The following is a 17,967-nucleotide window of genomic DNA, read 5'->3' on the forward strand; positions in this document are numbered from 1 at the left end:
CCCGCGTGGACGGCCACGCTGACCTGGAAGTCGGCGTGTTTCATCGTGGTGATGTGCTGCACGCTGGCGGCCCTGCTGGGCGCCCTCGTCCACGTGGAGGTGACCCGGCAGACCGTGGCCACGGCCCGGGAGAAGGCCCTCGGCAAACTGCACGACGTCTCGCGCGCCTACGAGGCCGGCGAGGCCCTGCCGCCCGGTTCGGGGCTGGATCCCGCGGAGCTGCCGCCGAAGCTGCGGGCGCTGGCCGTGGCAGGGCGCCGGGGCACGATGGTCGCGGACCGCGACGGCCGCCCGACGATGTGGGCGGCGGCGCCGGCGGACGGCCGGGCGCTGGCCACGGCCATCGACTACGAGCAGAGCGCGCGGACCATCAACGGGCTGGACAACGCGATCATCGGGTCGTCGGTGCTCGCGATCGGCGGGACGCTGCTGGTGGGCGCCTTCGCGGTGACCCGGGTGACGCGGCGGCTGCACCAGACGGCGACCGTGGCCCGGCGGATCACCCAGGGGGACCTCGACGCGAGGGTGGGGGATCCGCGCACCAAGGACCCCTCGCGGCACCAGGACGAGGTGTCGACGGTCGCCGGGGCGCTGGACACGATGGCGGGGAGCCTGCAGACGAAGCTGGAGAGCGAGCGGCGGTTCACGGCGGACGTGGCGCACGAGCTGCGGACGCCGCTGACGGGTTTGCAGGCGGCGTCGGAGCTGCTGCCGGAGGGGCGGCCCACGGAGCTGGTGCGGGAGCGGGTGCGCACGATGCGGCAGCTCACGGAGGACCTGCTGGAGATCTCGCGGCTGGACTCGGGCAGCGAGGTGGTGGAGACCGACCTGCACCAGCTGGGGCGGCTGGCGGGGCGGGTGGTGCGGGCCTCGGGGACGGACACGGAGGTGGTCGTGGTCCGGGACGCGCACGTGGAGACGGACCGGCGGCGGCTGGAGCGGGTGCTGGGGAACCTGGTGGCGAACGCGCACAAGCACGGGCGTGCGCCGGTGGTCCTGACGGTGGACGGGCCGGTGGTGACCGTACGGGACCACGGGGACGGGTTCCCCGAGTACCTGATGGAGCACGGGCCGCAGCGGTTCCGGAGCGGCGGGGGCAAGGGGCACGGGCTGGGTCTGACGATCGCGGTCGGCCAGGCGGAGGCGATCGGCGCGAAGCTGTCGTTCCGGCGGGCGGAGGGGGGCGGAGCCCTCGCCGTCCTCACCCTTCCCCCTGCGGGGGGCTCGGCGGGGGTAGAGGGCCCGGTCCCTTGCAGGGGGCCCGGCTCACCACAGCGGCCTGGCCTCGCCTCAAACGCCGGCGAGGCCGGGAGTTACCGGTTCCGACGGGGACGGGTGTGCGGTGGGGCGTCCCCGCAGGGCGTCGAACACAACCACCCTCGGCCCACCGACCCCTGGAACCGTTCGACGCCCGAGGAGACGCCCCGGCGCGCGCCCGGCCCCGGCGGAACCCCCCTCGGGGCGCGGGCGGGGCGGCCGCTGCGCGGGGCCTTCCCCCACCCCGCCCCTTCCCGAAACCGGGCTCTGCCCGGACCCTCTCCCCCAGCTACCGCTGGGAGGTGCCCCCACCAGACTCCGTCCGGGGGTACCCCCATCCTCAAACGCCGGCGAGGCTGGAGGTGGCGCAGCCGCACCGCGCCCGGTCTGGCACTGCGCAGCCGCAGGGGCCCGGCGGGGTCAGCTCCGGGGCGGCTTGGTCCAGGGCCAGCGGGGTTTCGGCTTGGTGCCCGAGGGGCGGTAGGCGTACTTCCAGCCCTTCTGGAGGCCCAGGCGCTTGGAGTAGCCCGACGGGACGCGTTCGTAGAGCAGCACCGTCGGCGGGCCCTCCGGGGTCGGGACCGGGATCTCGTACCACTTCGGCGGGTGGCCGGTCGGGCCCAGCAGGATCGGGAGGACCCGGCCGTCCATCGGGCCACCCTCGAAGGGGGTCGGTTCGCTTCTCACCGCACCAGTGTCACAGGAGGTGCGCGGCCTCGGAGACCACGGGGATGACGCGCCGGGCCAGGACGCCGACCGGGCCGTCCGCGGATTCGAGGGCGAGGGCGGCGCGCGCGGCGGCCGCCGTTTCGGGGTCGGTGGCCGCCGTGGCGGTCAGGAGGGCGATGAACTGGTCCACCAGCCAGTCCCGGAGGGACTCGACCTCCGGCTGCTTGCCCTCGTCGATCCAGATGAGGGAGGCCGCCTCGACCGCCGTGATCCACGTACGCACCATCATCCGCAGCCGGGGCCCGGGCGACGGGACGGACAGGTGGACGAGGATCTGGTCGGCCGCCGCGCGGCGGATGCCGTCCACCGTGGCCGTCGTACGGGAGGTGCAGACGACGCTGCCGCCCTGCAGGAGGGCCGCGAAGCCCGCGTCGTGTTCGTCGACGAAGGCGAGGTAGCGGTCCAGGGCGCGGCTCAGGCGCTGGGTGAGGGGGCCCTGCTGGGGTTCGGCGAAGCAGAGTTCGAGGATGTCCGCCGCGGAGCGCAGGGCGGCCTCGTAGAGCTGCTGTTTGCCGCCCGGGAAGTAGCGGTAGACGAGCGGGCGCGAGACCCCGGCGGCCTCGGCGACGTCGTCGAGCGAGACCTCCTCCGGCGCCCGGTGCGCGAACAGCGAGAGGGCCGCGTCGAGGAGTTGGGCTCGTCGCTCCTCGACGCTCAGCCTGCGGTAGGCGCGTACGGTCGTCATGCCCGCAGGGTAGACGACCGTCCGGCGTCTCCGTCCGGAGTCCGTACGGAAGAAGGGTGCCGGCGGCCTTCCTTACGCGAGGAGGCCCGAGCTCTTCCACAGTTGGCGGCCGACTCCGCGCAGGACGCCGATGTCGTCGAGGAAGTCGGTGAGCCGCTTGGCTCCGGTCTGCATGACCTCGCGGCGGTGGCCGCTCGCCTTGACCTGGGCCAGTGCTTCGCGGCGGTCGAGGCCGATGTTGTCGTAGACGGCCGGGTTCACGAAGGCCACCGAGAACACGCGGGCGGCCTCGCCGCAGCTGATCCGGGTGAGTTCCTGCTCCCAGCGCGGGGCGGTCAGCATCTGGCGGCGCAGTTCCTCGCGGGCGTAGCGGACGTGCCGGGCTTCCTCGATGACGTGGATCCGGGTCACTCCGCGGACGAGGGGCTGGATGCGCTCGTCCGGGAAGGTGAGGCGCTGCATCCAGTCGAGGATCTCCTCGCCGAGGAGGGTGCAGGCGAAGGATCCGGGGGTGGTGGAAACGGTCTTCAGGATCCGGGCGAGGTTGTGGTTGAGGCGGGAGACCGGGTAGTCGGGGGCGCCGGACTGCTTGATCAGGCGGGCGAACATCATCGAGTGCCGGCACTCGTCGGCGATCTCGGTGAGCGCGTAGCGGACGTGGTTGCTGGTCAGGGACTTGTCGTAGATGTGCCGGACCAGCAGCTGCATCAGGATGATCTCGAACCAGATGCCGAGCGATCCCATCGCCGCCGCCTCGTGGCGGGAGAGGTCGATGCGCTGCTCCTCCCCCATCTTCTTCCAGAGCGGGGTGTCGTAGAGGGACAGCAGCTCGGGCGGCCAGTAGTACTTGCCCTCGATCGTGGGGGCGTCCCAGTCGAGTTCCTTGTCGGGATCGAAGGAGTGCTTGGCGGAGGATTCGAGCAGCCGCTCGGCGATCTGCTCGCGGTCCTTGAGGAGGCCGAGGGCGTCCCTCAGCTCGGCTCGGTCGGTCACCGTCGTCATGGCTTCGGACACCTCGTGGTTGGGTTACCGGCGGTCACTACTGCGGTCACTGCTTATGAGACTGCCTGTCAGCAAGGTCGTCAATCCCTCGCGCACGACTTGTTGACCCCGCGTCTACCAACGTGTGACGCTGCCAACTGTCCAGTCCTGTACGGCAGTACGCGACCACGTGAGACGAGGGGGCGTCAGTGTCGACGCACGAGCTCTACACCAGGGACCCGGGCGAGGGCGTCTGGCAGGTCCCCGCCACCGGCTCGGCCCGCTTCAGCTGGGAGTACGACGGAGGCCGCGAACGCCTCCTCGCGCTCTACCAGAAGGGCAAGGACAAGCAGTGGGACGGCGCCAAGCGCATCGACTGGGACATCGAGGTGGACCCGTACGATCCGCTCGGCACCCCGGACGACGTCCTCACGCTGTACGGAACACGGCACTGGGCCAAGCTCACCGACAAGGACAAGGGCGAGCTGCGCCGGCACTACGCGGCCTGGAACTTCAGCCAGTTCCTGCACGGCGAGCAGGGCGCGATGGTGTGCGCGGCACGCATCGTGGAGTCGGTGCCGGACCTCGACGCGAAGTTCTACTCCGCCACCCAGACCATGGACGAGGCCCGGCACGCGGAGATCTTCGGGCGCTTCCTGCACGAGAAGGTCGGGATGCTCTACCCGATCAACGACAGCCTCCAGGGGCTGCTCGGCGACACCCTGCGCGACTCCCGCTGGGACATGCCGTACCTGGGCATGCAGGTGCTCATCGAGGGGCTGGCGCTGGCCGCGTTCGGCATGATCCGCGACACCACCGACAAGCCGCTGCCGAAGCAGATCCTGGCGTACGTGATGCAGGACGAGGCCCGCCACGTGGCCTTCGGGCGGATGGCCCTGCGCGACTACTACAAGCAGCTCACGGACGTCGAACTGCGCGAGCGCGAGGAGTTCGTGATCGAGGGCTGCTACCTGATGCGGGACCGGCTGCGCGGGGTGGAGGTGCTGGAGAACTTCGGCATCCCGAGGAAGGAGGCCGAGCAGTACAGCGAGCAGTCCGAGTTCCTGCACCTGTTCCGGAAGCTGCTCTTCAGCCGGATCGTGCCGTGCGTGAAGGACATCGGGCTGTGGGGCGAGCGGCTGCAGAAGGCGTACCTGGACATGGGCGTCTTCGAGATGGGCGACTCGAACCTGGATCTGCTGATGAGCCAGGACGAGGAGATAGCCGAGGCCCTCGACCGCGAGCGGTTCGCGGCCGAGGAGGCGGAGCGGGTGGCGGAGGTCCGGGAGGCCATCTCGGAGGGCGCCGAAGAGGGCTAGGCCGGAGCCGGGTTCCCGGCGGAGCCGGGTTCCCTGGGGCTCCGCCCCAGACCCTCCCCCAGACTCCGTCCGGGGGGACCCCCACGCCTCAAACGCCGGCGAGGCTGAGGTGGCCCGGACGGGGCCGGGCGTGTGCCGGGGCGTCCCCGCAGGGCGTCGAACACAACCATGGCTCGGCCCACCGACCCCCCGACACGTTCGACGCCCGAGGAGACGCCCCGGCGCGCGCCCGGCCACGGCCGGGCCGGCCGCCCCCGACCCCGCCCCGGCTGGGCCCGCCGGCGCAACCGGCCCGATCCGGTCCGGGAGCGGGCGGGTCCGAGCCCGGCTCTTGGAGGCGACCTTCGGGGAGATGGCTCCGGGAAGCGGCCCGCGGCAGGCGGCAGGCGTTACGGCGCGATCGGCAGTTGGCGCTTGTGTTCCGTGAGCCGGTAGCGGCGGACGATGATCTCGAAGGCGCGCCCGTCCACCGGCTTGCCCTCCAGGAAGTCGTCGATGTCGTCGTACGTGACGCCGAGCGCGTCCTCGTCGGCCTTGCCCGGGTCGAGGGTCTCCAGGTCGGCTGTCGGAACCTTCCACACCAGCTCCGCCGGGGCACCCAGCGCGTCCGCGACGGCCCGCACCCGGCGCTTGGTCAGCCCGGTCAGCGGGACGAGGTCCGCGGCGCCGTCGCCGAACTTCGTGAAGAAGCCGGAGACCGCCTCGGCGGCGTGGTCCGTGCCGACGACCAGGCCGTCGCGCGCGCCGGCCACCGCGTACTGCGCGATCATGCGCTGGCGGGCCTTGATGTTGCCCTGCACGAAGTCCTGGTGGTGCGCGTCGCGGAAGGACACTCCGCCGGCGAGCGAGGCCGCGAGGGCGGCGTCGCTGGCCGGCTTCACGTCGACGGTGAGGACCTGGTCGGCGCGGATGAAGGAGAGCGCGAGCTGGGCGTCCTTCTCGTCGGCCTGGACCCCGTACGGCAGGCGCATGGCGTAGAACGTGGCCTCGTGCCCGGCCGCGCGGGCCCGCTCCACGGCGAGCTGGCACAGCCGCCCGGCGGTGGTGGAGTCGACGCCGCCGCTGATGCCGAGGACGAGGGAGCGCAGGCCGGTCGAGGTGAGCCGCTCGGTGAGGAAGGCCACCCGGCGCTCGATCTCGTGCTCCGCGTCGAAGGTCTCGCCGACCAGGAGTTCCCTGGCGATCTCCTGCTGCAGTGCGGTGGACGCGGGGGACGCGGGCTCGCTCACGGCTGCTCCTCGGGGGTCGTGCGTGGGGTTGAGTGCGGGGGTACGCGCGTGGGGTTGCGCGGTTCGGTGCCTCCGAAACCCTAGTCGACGGGCTCGGGGGATGGCCGCGGGGAGCGGTGCCGGGGGTGCGGCCCCGGGTGGCGGCCCCGGGTGGCGGCCCCCGCCCCCGACTACGCGGCGGGCGGGAACGCGCTGCGCAGCGTGAACGCGTACGGCGTCGGGCCGTGCTCCCGCAGGTGCCTCAGGCGGTGCTCCGCGTCCGCGACCGTCGGGCGCTCCCCCGCCGGGACCCACCACAGGGTCGCCATGGCCTCGGAGACGTGCTCGAACCACTCCCGGCGGCGGGCCAGCAGCTCGCGGTGCAGGCCCTCGTACATGAAGGCGGTCAGCGCGTCCTTGTCGCGCCACACGGACATGTTCACCAGGATCCACTCGTCCTCGAAGAACGGGATGCCGGTCGCGTCGCCCTCCTCGTCCTGCAGCCGCCACACGAAGCCGTCCGCCGCGTCGGCGACCGCGTTGACCGGGTCGAGGCCGTCCACGAAGAACTTGAACTCCGGGGAGTCCAGGGGGTACTTGCGGCGGGCTATGTTCACTTGGGCGAGTTCGTAGGTCATGTCCTTACGGCTATCAGGCGGGCTCCGCGCGCCGCTACCGGCTTCTCAGCGGGTGGACAGCGCCGCCTCCATCACCGCCCGCGCGATCGGGGCGGCGGCCAGGTTGCCGCTGATCTCGCCGCGGTCCGCCGACGCGTCCTCGACGACCACCGCCACCGCGACCGCCGGCAGCGGCGCGCCCTCCGCCTTCGCCCAGGAGATGAACCACGCGTACGGGGTTCCCGCGTTGCCGACGCCGTGCTGCGCGGTGCCGGTCTTGCCGCCGACGACCGCGCCGGGGATCGCCGCGTTCCTGCCCGTCCCGCTCTCCACCACCTTCACCATCAGCTGCTGCAGCCGCATCGCGGTGGCCGGGTTCATGGCCCGGCCCAGGCTGCGCTGGTCGCCGCGGCGGACCTGGTCCCCGTCGTCCTGCGTGGTCCGTTCCACCAGGTACGGGGAGCTCAGCTCGCCGCCGTTCGCGACCGCCGCCGCGACCATCGCCATCTGCAGGGGCGTGGCCCTGGTGTTGAACTGCCCGATGGAGGAGAGGGCCAGCTGGTCCTGGCTCATGTCGGTGTCGAAGTTCGACCGCGAGACCCAGGAGGGCACGCGCAGTCCGTCGCCGTTGAAGCCGAAGCGTTCCGCCGCCTCCACCATCCCGCGCAGACCGACCCGTACGCCGATCTTCGCCATCACCGTGTTGCAGGACCACTGCACGGCGTCCGCCATCGAGGCGTCCTGGCAGCCCGTGCCCGCGTTCGGCAGCAGGGTGCTGGTGCCGGGGAGGGGGTACGGGTCGGGGGTCTCGGTCGGGGCGTCCACATCGGTGACCACGCCCGCGTCGAGGGCGGCGGCGGCCGTCACGATCTTGAAGGTGGAGCCGGGAGGGTACGTCTCGCGCAGCGCGCGGTTCAGCATCGGCTTGGCGGGGTCCGCGTTCAGCCGCGCCCAGGCGTCCTTGACCTGCGTGCCCGTACCGGAGAGCAGGGCAGGGTCGTAGGAAGGGCTGCTGACCAGCGCGAGGATCTTCCCGGTGGCCGGTTCGACCGCGGCGACCGCGCCGCGCTTGCCCGCGAGCCCCGTGTAGGCGGCCATCTGCGTGGCGGCGCGGATCGTGGTGACCGCGTTCCCGCCGGCCGGGCGGCCGCGCGCGAGGTCGTACCAGAGGGGGAAGGCGGAGAGCCCCGGGTCGGTGCCCGAGAGGATCCGGTCCTCGGCGCGCTCCACGAAGCTGGTGCCGTACGTCTGGGAGGAGAAGCCGGTGACCGGGGCGTAGAGGGGGCCGTTCTTGTACGTGCGCTCGTAGCGGAGGAGCTGGCCGCTGTCGCGGGAGCCGGTGACGGGGCGGCCGTCGACGAGGATGTCGCCGCGGGGCTCGGCGTAACGCTCGATGACGGGGCGCTTGTTGGCCGGGTTCGCACCATAGGCGGCGGACTCCCAGACCTGCACGCGGGCGACGTTGACGAGGACGGCGACGAGCAGCGCCGCGCAGAAGTACGCGCACCAGCGGATGTAGCGGATCACGCGGGGCTGCCTTCCTGGCGGGGGTCGGGGTGGGGGTGGGGGTGGGGGTGGGGGTTGTGGTGGGCGTCGGGGTGGGGGTCGGAGTGGGGGCGCGGGTCGGAGTGGGGGCGCGGGTCGGATTGGGGGCGCGGGCGCCGGGCGCTGTCGCTGAGGCGGATCAGGAGGGCGACGATGATCCAGTTGGTGACCACGGAGGAGCCGCCCTGGGCGAGGAACGGCATCGCCATGCCGGTCAGCGGGATCAGCCCGGTGACGCCGCCGGCGATGACGAACACCTGGAGCGCGACGATCGACGAGAGGCCGGTGGCGAGCAGCCGGCCGAAGGAGTCGCGCAGCGCGAGGCCCGCGCGGAAGCCGCGGGCCACGAGGAGCCCGTAGAGGAGCAGGATCGCGGCGAGGCCGACCAGACCGAGCTCCTCGCCGGCGGTGGCGAGGATGAAGTCCGATTTGGCGGCGAAGCCGATGAGGAAGGACTGCCCGTGGCCGAGGCCGGCCCCGAGGAGGCCGCCGGCGCCGAAGGCGAAGAGGGACTGGGCGAGCTGGCCGGGGCCCTCGCCTCGGTCGATGGAGGCGAAAGGATTCAGCCAGTCGTCGACGCGGCTGTTCACGTGCGGTTCGAAGGTCCCGACGGCGTACGCGCCGAGGCCGGCGAGGAGCAGCCCGATCGCGATCCAGCCGATCCGGCCGGTGGCGGTGAACAGCATGATCACGAAGAGGCCGAAGAAGAGCAGGGAGGTGCCGAGGTCCCGCTCCAGGACCAGCACCCCGACGCTGAGCAGCCAGATCGCGAGGATCGGCCCGAGGACGCGGCCGGGGAGCAGGCGCAGCTTCCAGAAGAGGTGGCGGCCGGTGAGGGCGAGGGCGGTGCGGTTCGCGGCGAGGTACGCGGCGAAGAAGACGGCCAGCAGGATCTTGGCGAACTCGCCCGGCTGGAAGGAGAGTCCGGCGAAGCGGATCCAGATGTGGGCGCCGTTGACGGCCGGGAAGAAGACGGGGACGAGCATGAGGACGAGGGCCGCGGCGACGGAGAGGTACGCGTAGCGCTGGAGCACGCGGTGGTCACGGAGGAGCACGACGACGAGGACGAAGAGCGCCATCCCGAGGCCGGACCAGACGAGTTGGTCCCCGGCGGTGAGGTGGGCGGGGGTGGTCGCGTCGAGCCGCTGGATGAGGACGAGGCCGAGGCCGTTGAGGAGGACGGCGATGGGGAGTACGAGGGGATCGGCGTACGGGGCCCGCAGGCGGACGGCGAGGTGCGCGAGCAGCGCGGCTGCGGCGAGACCGCCGGCGTAGCGGGTGGCGGTGGCGGGGACGTGGCCGGTGGTCGCGATGCCGACGTAGAGGTAGCCGAGGACGGAGATCAGGACGGCTCCGGCGAGGAGCGCCAGCTCGACCCCGCGCCGCTTGGGGGCACCGGCGTCGGGGGGTGGGGGCGGGGCGGGCTCCGCCACCTGTGCCGTCAGAGCGGTCATACAGCGAAACGTAGCAAGCGGACGGATGCTATGTCCGCTTATGTCATAGTGTGCCGAAGAGTCGTCAGATTCGGTCAGGTCGGTTGGGTGGGTTGCGTCAAGGTCGGTTGGGTCGGTTGGGGTGGGTTGGGTCAAGGTCGGTTGGGTCGGTTGGGTCGGTTGGGGTGGGAGATGGAGTAGCTCATGGGGCCTGTGGAATTCATCGTCCTCGCATTCCCGGAAGAACAGCTGAGGGTGCCCGCGGTCGAGGCCGTCATGGGGCTGCGCAAGACCGGGGTCGTCCGGCTGATCGACGGGCTGGTCGCCACGAGGACCGCGGCGGGGGAAGTGCTCGCGGCCGAGTTCGACGAGTTCGTGGAGCTGGAGGGCCTGCTGACGGGGCGGGAGGCGGCCCGGCTGATCGGCCCGGAGGATGTACGGGAGGCCGCGGAGCTGCTGGAACGCGGGAGCTGTGCGTTGCTGCTGCTGGTCGAGCACGTGTGGGCGGAGGACGCGGCGATCGCCGTACGGGCGGCGGGCGGGCGGATCGCGGGGGCGGTACGGATTCCGGTGGATCGGGTGGCGGATGACCCCCGGGTGGAGGCTTCCTGATGTTCATTCGTCCGGTGGGAGTGACGGTGCGGTCGGCGGACCGGCCTGCGGGGCATCCGCTGCTGCGGGGGCTGCTGGCGCGGGCTACGGGGACGGAAGTGGGAGTGGGGACGGGCACCGTGGATACCGACGAGCCGCGGCACGGGGTGCGCTGGAGGACCAGCGGGCCGATCGAGCCTGAGCCGGTGGAGGCGGAGGCTGAGGCGGTGGAGGCGGAGGCAGTGGAGGCCGCGGAGGCTGAGGCTGAGGCGGGGCCGGTGGAGTCGGCCAAGGCGGAGGAGCCTGAGGGCGTCCGGGCGGGCGGGCTCGTCGCAGAGCTGACGCAACTGGCCGCCCTGGCCCGGGAGGGGTTGCTGACCCCGCAGGAGTTCGCGACGGCCAAGGGGCGGTTGCTGCGGGGGTGACGGCTGGGCGGCATCAGGGAGGGCTTGGGGGTTTCCCGTCAGTCCCACTGTCCTTCCGTGTCGTGACGGCCTGTCAAGGGCGCTCCTCCTTCGTCGTCGCGTCGCTGCGCGATGGCCTTCGGCCACCCTTGACAGACCGCCCCGCCCCGGAAAGACAAGGACTGCCGGGAAACCCCCAAAAGAACGGGCCGGGAGGAGAAAGGAAAAGGGCGGGGCGGTCAGGGATGCTCGGCCCCGCTCCGGTAGGGGGCGGGCCCGAGCCCGGGCCCTCCCAGGCCGCTCCCCGAACCGGGCAGACGGCCGGCTATCGCCAAACAGCGACCACAGGCACCCCAGCCCCCGACAGGCGCGTCGGATCGCTATGCGCTTCTCATCGCATGGCGTCCGACGGCCGTCTGGGGCTGGTCAGAGGCGGCCGAGGATGGATTCGGCCGTCGCGCGGTGCTCGGTGGCTGCGGTCGGGTCGGTGTCGTCGAGCAGGGTTGCGATGCCTTGGTGGGCCAGGGCTTCCTCGTGCCGGTAGCCGAGTTTCGGGGCCTGCTCGAGTGCCTGGCGGTGTAGCTGGAGGGACTCGTCGGGCAGGCCGGCCAGGCGGCAGGTCTCGGCGTAGGCGTTGAGGAAACGGACCTTCCAGTGGTCCTCGAAGAGCTCGTCCAGGAGGGCGAAGGCCTCGCGGTGGCTGGCCAGTGCCTCTTCGTAGCGGCCCATCTGGCGCAGTGCGACGCCCAGGCAGTTGAGGGTCCACGCCTCGTTGTTCATGTGGCCGTCCTCGCGGGCCAGTGCGAGCGCGCGGTGCAGGTGCCCTGTGGACTCTTCGGGGGCTTCGGCCGCGATGGCCACGCCCAGGGTGATGCGGGCGGTGAGGGTGGGGGGCCATGCGGGGTCCGGGTGGGGGATGTCCAGGACTTCGCGGGCGCGTTGGGCCGCCGCGTCGCGGTGGCCGAGTTGGAGGAGTGACCAGGCCTCGGAGGCGGTGGCGTGGGCCGCGCCGGTGGGACAGTCGGCTTCCTCGTAGAGCTTCGCGGCCAGCCGGAAGAGCTCCAGGGGTTCTTCGGCGTGGCCCGCGTCCCAGCTGAGGTAGCCGCGACGGATGGCCAGTTCTGCTGACGAGCGGGTGTCGCCCTGGCGTTCCGCGGCCTCGTACGCGGCGGCGGCCTCTGCCATGCGGCCCGCGTTGTAGCGGGCGAAGCCCAGGTCGCTGTGGGCTTCGGCCAGTTGGAGGGGATCACCGAGGCGCTGGGCGGCGGCGAGCGAGCGCTCGAAGAGGTAGTTCAGGTGGGTGGTGCCGCAGCGGCGGGCGAAGTAGGCGCGGAGGAAGCGCGGCAGCTCGCACACGTGGATGTCGGCGCCGACGGCGGCCGCCGTTTCGAACGCGGCGATCATGTTCTCGTACTCCGCGACGAGCCAGGCGAGGGCCTTGTGCTTGTCCGCGAACTGCGGCAGTTCGGCGGGGCGTTCGCCTGCGGAGGGGGATCGGCCGGGCGACAGGACGGGCATCGCGGCGTCGGCGGCGGCCGCGGCGTGGACGTAGTAGTCGAGGAAACGGCCGAGGGCGCGTTCGCGGTCGGTCTGCGAGTCCTGTTCCGCGCAGGCGCGGCGGGCGTGCTGGTGGACCAGGTCGTGCAGGCGGTAGCGGTCCGCCGTCGGCTGCTGGACCAGGTGCGCGTCGAGGAGGTCCTCGAGCATCGCGCGGGCGCTGCCCAGGGGCAGGTCGGCCAGGGCCGCGACGACGTACTCGTCGAAGGTTCCGCCGGGCAGCAGGCCCAGGAGGCGGAACAGGCGGGCCTGGGACCGGTCCAGCTGCCTGACGGACATGGCGAACGCGGCGTCGAACTCGCCCGTGCCCTCGGCCAGGCGCTCGGCGAGGATGCCGATGGTCCAGCCGGGCCGGTGGCGCAGCCGGGCCGCGGCCAGGCGCAGGGCGAGGGGCAGGTGGCCGCAGAGCCGCAGCACCTCGGCGGCGGAGTCCGGGTCACGGGACAGGCGGGCGTCGGCGCCGCTGGCGCGGGTCAGCAGGTCCGCGCTGTCCTGGGGGCTGAGCACGTCCAGCGAGACCGGAGGGACCTCGTCCAGGCCCAGCAGCCGGTTGCGGCTCGTGATCAGGACGACGGAGGGGCCGGCGCCCGGCAGCAGCGGGCGGACCTGGTCGGCGTCGGCCGCGTTGTCGAGGACCACGACGGCCCGGCGGCCCGCCAGTTCCGCTCGCCAGCAGGCGGCCAGCTGTTCCAGGCCCTCCTGCGGGACCCGCTCGGACGGGACGTCGAGCGCGCCGAGCAGCATCCGCAGAACGGAGTCCGGATCCATCGGCTCCCGGCCCTCGGTGAAACCGTGCAGGTCCACGTAGAGCTGGGCGTCCGGGTAATCGGTGGCGAGCCGGTGCGCGGCGTGCACGGCCAGGCAGGTCTTGCCCACGCCCGCCATGCCGTCGACGGCGACCAGCCGGTCACTGTCCAACGCGGCGAGGACCGCAGCGAGTTGCTCCTCACGGCCGGTGAAGTCGGGGACGTCGCGCGGCAGATCGTTGCGGGGCCTCGGCTGGACCTGGCGGCTGGCCTTCGGCGGCGCCGGCAGCGGGTTCGACGACCGTTCCCACAGGGGGCGCAGCGGGCGCGGGTCGCGCTTCACGAGGCGGCACAGGGCCACCACCGCGGGCCAGGGCGGCACGGTCTGGCCGCTGAGGTACCTCGACAGCGACGAGGAGCTCAGACCGGCGTCCCGGGCGAGGGCCCGTACACCGAGTCCTGACAGCTCCTGCAGCGCGCGTAGCCGGCCCGCCAGGTCGTCCTGTTTCACGTCCACTGTTCCCCCGCTTCTCTGTCCCGCCCGGACAGAAGTATTTCGACCCGAATTGCTGCTGGTCAAGGCTGTTCCAGCTGTCCCACGGCGTCCCATCTCCATCGCTCCGGCCGCCGGCAGAGGCTGTTATGGAGTCACACCCCAAGGGAAAGAGGAGCAACCGAAGATGAAGTCTCGTATGCAGAACCCCGCCATGGTGCTGTCCGACGCGATGCAGCCCATCCAGGAGATCTTCAAGGCCGTGCACTCCGGCGGCGTGGAGGGTCAGACGCTGGAGCTGGTGCACCTGCGGGTCAGTCAGATCAACGGCTGCAGCGCCTGCGTCGACGGCGGCGCCAAGACGGCCCGCAAGGCCGGAGTGAGCGACGAGCGCCTGGCCACGGTCGCCGTGTGGCGGGAGACCCCGTACTTCACCGACGAGGAGCGGGCGGCGCTCGCACTGGCCGAGGCCGCGACCCGCCTCGCCGACCGGCCGGACCCGGTGAGCGACGAGGTCTGGGACACCGCCGCCACGTACTTCGACGAGAAGCAGCTGGCCGCGATCATCCTGATGGTCGGCGTCACCAACATGTTCAACCGCCTCAACGCGACGACCCGCCAGATCGCCGGCGCCTGGGGCTAAAGCTCCCCAATACTGTCCATACATTCACACAACGGGAGGAACAAGCCATGACGAAGAAGACCACCGACGCCACGTTGGACGGATTCACGGACGAGGAGCGCGGCGCCATGAAGGAGCGCGCCAAGGAGGTGCGGGCGTCTGCGCGCCGCAGCTCGAAGGCCGACAAGGCCGCCGAGGACGAGGCCGCCGTGGTCGCGAAGATCGCGGAGATGCAGGACCCGGACCGCGTCCTGGCCGAACGCATCCACGCGATCGTCAAGGCCGGCGCCCCGGACCTCGCGCCGAAGCTCTGGTACGGGATGCCCGCGTACGCCAAGGACGGCAAGATCGTCTGCTTCTTCCAGAGCGCGGAGAAGTTCAAGGCCCGGTACGCGACCCTCGGCTTCAACGACACGGCGAACCTCGACGAGGGCACCATGTGGCCGACGGCCTTCGCCCTGACGGAACTCACCACGGCCAACGAGGCCGCGATCGCCACCCTCGTGAAGCAGGCGGCGAGCTGACCCCAGCCGGCGGAGCTGCGCGCAACCCGCGCAGCTCGCCTGGCCGTCAGCTCGGACCGCCGTTCCCGGATTCCGCTGCACGGGACTGCCCGGCGGCTCCCCACCCCCGCCAACCGGGTGACCCCGACGCGGCCGGCCGACACGCCTGGGGGATTTGTCATACCGGGCGTGGCAGCATCGGGCGCCTCGGAGGTGATCCCATGTCACAGCGGCCGCTTCGCGCTGCCTGCATTGCCGCAGCACTCCTCGTCGCCGGACCCGCCCCGCAGGCCGGCGCCGAGCCGGCCAACCCCGCCAACCCCGCCGCACCCGCAGCCCCCGCCGCCCCCGCACCCGCCCCCGAGTCCGTCGGGGTGTTGCTCACCCGCCTGCAGGGGCTGTACCAGAAGGCCGAGGAGGCCACCGAGGCGTACAACGCCACCGAGGTGGCGCTCAAGGCCGGCCAGGACGAGGAGCGGTTGCGGAGCCTCGAGCTCGGGAAGGCCCGCAGCGCTCTGGACGCCGAGAAGGCCCTCGCCGGGCGGCTGGCGCGCGAGCAGTACCAAAACACGCGGGGCGCGCTCTCCCCGTACGCCCGGATGCTGCTCGCCAAGGACCCGCAGTCCGCCCTCGACGAGCGGCGGCTCGCCGCCCGCGAGGGGGCGCGGCGGGCCGGCGTACTGGACCGGCTGAAGCAGAACAAGAACGAGGCCGACACGCTCGCCGCCCGGGCCCGCAAGGCCCTGGAGACGCAGCAGTCCCTGGCGGCCCGGCAGAAGAAGCAGAAGGACGAGGTGGGGGCGCAGCTGAAGGAGGTCGAGCGGATGCTGGCTTCGCTGACCCCCGAGCAGCTCGCCCAGCTCGGCGCGCGGGAGGCGCAGAACACCGCTGAGGCCCAGCGGGAGTTGGTGGACTCCGGTCGGCTCCCCACCCGTACCGGCACGCCCACCGCGGCCGGCGGCGCAGCCCTCTCGTACGCGGCGGCGCAGATCGGGAAGCCGTACGTGTGGGGTGCGGAGGGGCCGGCGTCCTTCGACTGCTCGGGGCTGACCTCGCAGGCCTGGGCGCACGCCGGGCGCACCATCCCGCGGACCAGCCAGGAGCAGTGGGCGCAGCTGCCGAAGGTGCCGCTGGACCGGCTGCGGCCCGGGGACCTGGTGCTGTACTTCCCGAAGGCCACGCACGTGGGCCTGTACATCGGCGGCGGCAAGGTGATCCAGGCCCCGCGCCCCGGAGCCCGCGTCAAGGTCTCCCCCATCGCCGCGAACCCGCTCCTCGGGGCGGTCCGCCCGGACCCGGACGGGACGCCGCTCGCGGAGTTCACCCCGCCGCGGATCCCGGAAGGAGCCGCAGCGGGGGACGACGCCGGCTACTCCTCGGAGGAGGCGCCCTCGGAAGCGGCACCCACGGAGGACGCGACCTCGGCCAGGTAGTCCGCCGCGTCCTCGGGGTCGTAGAAATACGCGTCGAAGTCGGCCGGGTTGTCGAAGCCGTTGGCGAATCGGTTCGCCACCGGCTGCAGCTGCCCGGCCGCGCCGATCAGGTTCAGTACGTGCTCCGGCGGGACGCCCAGCATCGCGTTCGTCCACTGGGTCACCGGCTTGCCCGTCGTGAACCAGAACTTGTCGAAGGTGGCCTTCATCCACGCCTCGTCGAACGGGTTGTCCCCGTGCATGAGGATCGAGGAGAGGTACGAGGCCGCGCACTTGGCCGCCGAGTTGGAGCCCTGTCCGGTGATCGGGTCGTTGGCCACGACCACGTCCGCCACGCCCAGCACGAGCCCGCCGCCCGGCAGCCGCCCGATCGGGTTGCGGACCACCGGCGCGTAACGGCCGGCCAGGGTGGCGCCCGCGTCCGTCAGCTCCACCTTCGTCGCCCGGGCGTACTCCCAGGGCGTGAACTTCTCCATCAGCTCCAGCGTGAGCGCCAGGTGCTCCGCCGGGTCCTTCACCCCGTTGAAAACGTCCAGCGGGCCGCCCGGGATCCCCTCCCAGAACAGGATGTCCGCGCGCCCCGACGTCGTCAGGGTGGGCATCACGAACAGTTCGCCGACGCCCGGCACCAGGTTGCAGCGGACCGCCTCGGTCTCCGGGTGCTCCGGCCGCGGACCGAGCCCGTGGACGTACGAGACGGCCAGCGCGCGCTGCGGGGCGTCGTACGGGGAACGCGCCGCGTTCCGCTCGAACATCGACACCAGCTCGCCCTTGCCGGCGGCGACCAGCACCAGGTCGTACGTACGCGAGAAGTAGTCGAGGTCGGCGACGGACGCGCCGTGGATGACCAGCTGCCCGCCGCGCTGCGCGAAGGTGTCCAGCCAGCCGGCCATCTTCACGCGCTGGTCGACGGACTGCGCGTACCCCTTGAGCTCGCCCAGCCAGTCGACGGCACGGCTGGTGTCGGGGGCGGCGACCGAGACGCCGAGGCCCTCGATCTTCGGAGCCTGCTGCTCCCAGAAGTTGATCTGGAGGTCACGCTCGTGCTGGAGCGCCGTGTCGAACATGCACTGCGTCGACATGACCCGCCCGGTGCGGATCTCGTCCGCCGTCCGGTTGGACATGAGGGTGACCTCGTACCCCTTCGACTGGAGTCCGAGGGCAAGCTGGAGACCGGCCTGGCCGGCTCCCACGACGAGTATCTTGCGCATCTCTCACGTTCTCTATTCGGAATCGGGCGTGGTGTCGAGCGCGTACCCCACCAGCGTGAGCAGGGATTCGACCACCGAGTGGCGGTGCCGCGCGTCCATGATCACGATCGGTACGTGCGGCGGGACGGTCAGCGCCTCGCGCACGTCCTCGGGCTCGTACGACTCGGAACCCTCGAAGTGGTTCACGGCGACGGCGTACGGCAGTCCGCAGGTCTCGAAGTAGTCGAGCGCGGGGAAGCAGTCGCGCAGCCGGCGGGTGTCGGCCAGCACGATGCCGCCGATGGCACCGCGCACCAGGTCGTCCCACATGAACCAGAACCGCTTCTGGCCCGGGGTCCCGTACACGTAGAGGACGAGGTCGTCGTCGAGGGTGACGCGGCCGAAGTCCATGGCGACGGTGGTGGTGTTCTTGTCCGGGGTGCCGGACAGGTCGTCGGTCGGGACGCCGGCCTGGGTCATCACCGCTTCGGTGCGCAGCGGGGTGATCTCGGAGACGGAGGAGACGAAGGTGGTCTTCCCCACGCCGAAACCGCCCGCGACCAGCACCTTCACGGCGACGGGGGCGCGGGAGCGGTCGTACTGCCAGGGCTGGACGGGCTCGTCGTCCGACTCCGGCGACACGGGAAGGGACAC

General features: G+C 72.1%; 16 protein-coding genes and 1 pseudogene. 7 read left to right on the plus strand and 10 right to left on the minus strand.

What is annotated here, in order from left to right:
• Window positions 1-51 precede the first annotated feature (51 nt).
• Window positions 52-1,218 (plus strand): annotated as a pseudogene (locus tag OG625_RS12305) (ATP-binding protein); the annotation flags it as partial.
• A gap of 459 nt (window positions 1,219-1,677) precedes the next feature.
• Here OG625_RS12305 and OG625_RS12310 read toward each other — a convergent pair.
• From OG625_RS12310 to OG625_RS12320, 3 genes are all read right to left on the minus strand, one after another.
• Complete coding sequence (locus OG625_RS12310; RefSeq protein WP_329390610.1) at window positions 1,678-1,944, minus strand: hypothetical protein; 267 nt, start codon at window positions 1,942-1,944, stop codon at window positions 1,678-1,680.
• A gap of 10 nt (window positions 1,945-1,954) precedes the next feature.
• Window positions 1,955-2,671 (minus strand): TetR/AcrR family transcriptional regulator, encoded by a 717-nt coding sequence (locus OG625_RS12315; protein WP_329379261.1) that lies wholly within the window; start codon window positions 2,669-2,671, stop codon window positions 1,955-1,957.
• Between the two features lie 72 nt (window positions 2,672-2,743).
• Window positions 2,744-3,673: an AurF N-oxygenase family protein gene (locus tag OG625_RS12320; RefSeq protein WP_329379263.1), complete on the minus strand. Its 930-nt coding sequence runs from the start codon at window positions 3,671-3,673 to the stop codon at window positions 2,744-2,746.
• Window positions 3,674-3,861: 188 nt separating this feature from the next.
• Here OG625_RS12320 and OG625_RS12325 point away from each other — a divergent pair, with 188 nt between their 5' ends.
• Window positions 3,862-4,971, plus strand: a complete 1,110-nt coding sequence (locus OG625_RS12325) for a ferritin-like domain-containing protein (RefSeq protein WP_329379265.1) — start codon at window positions 3,862-3,864, stop codon at window positions 4,969-4,971.
• A gap of 389 nt (window positions 4,972-5,360) precedes the next feature.
• Here OG625_RS12325 and nadE read toward each other — a convergent pair whose 3' ends face one another.
• The 4 genes from nadE to OG625_RS12345 all read right to left on the minus strand — a co-directional run bounded on the left by nadE (window position 5,361) and on the right by OG625_RS12345 (window position 9,795).
• The gene (nadE, locus tag OG625_RS12330) at window positions 5,361-6,200 is read right to left on the minus strand and encodes an ammonia-dependent NAD(+) synthetase (RefSeq protein ID WP_329379267.1); all 840 of its coding nucleotides are present in this window, start codon (window positions 6,198-6,200) and stop codon (window positions 5,361-5,363) included.
• A gap of 170 nt (window positions 6,201-6,370) precedes the next feature.
• The gene (locus OG625_RS12335) at window positions 6,371-6,817 is read right to left on the minus strand and encodes a DUF3291 domain-containing protein (RefSeq protein ID WP_329379269.1); all 447 of its coding nucleotides are present in this window, start codon (window positions 6,815-6,817) and stop codon (window positions 6,371-6,373) included.
• Between the two features lie 45 nt (window positions 6,818-6,862).
• Complete coding sequence (locus OG625_RS12340) at window positions 6,863-8,323, minus strand: penicillin-binding transpeptidase domain-containing protein (RefSeq protein WP_329379271.1); 1,461 nt, start codon at window positions 8,321-8,323, stop codon at window positions 6,863-6,865.
• Entirely contained in the window at window positions 8,320-9,795 is a 1,476-nt protein-coding gene (locus OG625_RS12345) for an FtsW/RodA/SpoVE family cell cycle protein (protein ID WP_329379273.1), read from the minus strand. The genes OG625_RS12340 and OG625_RS12345 overlap by 4 nt, the downstream gene beginning before the upstream one ends.
• A 183-nt stretch (window positions 9,796-9,978) precedes the next feature.
• On the opposite strand from OG625_RS12345, the gene OG625_RS12350 reads away from it, so the two are divergent.
• Both OG625_RS12350 and OG625_RS12355 read left to right on the plus strand, forming a co-directional pair.
• Entirely contained in the window at window positions 9,979-10,386 is a 408-nt protein-coding gene (locus OG625_RS12350; protein ID WP_329379275.1) for a DUF6325 family protein, read from the plus strand.
• The gene (locus OG625_RS12355) at window positions 10,386-10,790 is read left to right on the plus strand and encodes a hypothetical protein (RefSeq protein WP_329379277.1); all 405 of its coding nucleotides are present in this window, start codon (window positions 10,386-10,388) and stop codon (window positions 10,788-10,790) included. Before OG625_RS12350 ends, OG625_RS12355 begins: the two co-directional genes overlap by 1 nt.
• 405 nt (window positions 10,791-11,195) lie before the next feature.
• Here the strand turns inward: OG625_RS12355 and OG625_RS12360 are convergent, their stop codons facing one another.
• Entirely contained in the window at window positions 11,196-13,583 is a 2,388-nt protein-coding gene (locus OG625_RS12360) for an ATP-binding protein (RefSeq protein WP_329379279.1), read from the minus strand.
• A gap of 169 nt (window positions 13,584-13,752) precedes the next feature.
• Here OG625_RS12360 and OG625_RS12365 point away from each other — a divergent pair, with 169 nt between their 5' ends.
• The 3 genes from OG625_RS12365 to OG625_RS12375 all read left to right on the plus strand — a co-directional run bounded on the left by OG625_RS12365 (window position 13,753) and on the right by OG625_RS12375 (window position 16,123).
• Complete coding sequence (locus OG625_RS12365) at window positions 13,753-14,208, plus strand: carboxymuconolactone decarboxylase family protein (RefSeq protein WP_329379281.1); 456 nt, start codon at window positions 13,753-13,755, stop codon at window positions 14,206-14,208.
• Between the two features lie 47 nt (window positions 14,209-14,255).
• Complete coding sequence (locus OG625_RS12370; protein WP_329379283.1) at window positions 14,256-14,711, plus strand: iron chaperone; 456 nt, start codon at window positions 14,256-14,258, stop codon at window positions 14,709-14,711.
• Window positions 14,712-14,911: 200 nt separating this feature from the next.
• The gene (locus tag OG625_RS12375) at window positions 14,912-16,123 is read left to right on the plus strand and encodes a C40 family peptidase (protein WP_329379285.1); all 1,212 of its coding nucleotides are present in this window, start codon (window positions 14,912-14,914) and stop codon (window positions 16,121-16,123) included.
• On the opposite strand, the gene OG625_RS12380 is transcribed toward OG625_RS12375, so the two are convergent.
• Both OG625_RS12380 and OG625_RS12385 read right to left on the minus strand, forming a co-directional pair.
• Window positions 16,060-17,334 carry a styrene monooxygenase/indole monooxygenase family protein gene (locus OG625_RS12380; RefSeq protein ID WP_329379287.1) on the minus strand — a complete coding sequence of 425 codons (1,275 nt, stop codon included), beginning with the start codon at window positions 17,332-17,334 and terminating at the stop codon, window positions 16,060-16,062. The two genes, OG625_RS12375 and OG625_RS12380, sit on opposite strands and share 64 nt — an antisense overlap.
• A 12-nt stretch (window positions 17,335-17,346) precedes the next feature.
• A complete protein-coding gene (locus tag OG625_RS12385) occupies window positions 17,347-17,967 on the minus strand; it encodes a GTP-binding protein (protein ID WP_329379289.1) in 621 nt (206 codons plus the stop codon).

Source organism: Streptomyces sp. NBC_01351, assembly GCF_036237315.1.
Taxonomy (GTDB): Bacteria; Actinomycetota; Actinomycetes; order Streptomycetales; family Streptomycetaceae; genus Streptomyces.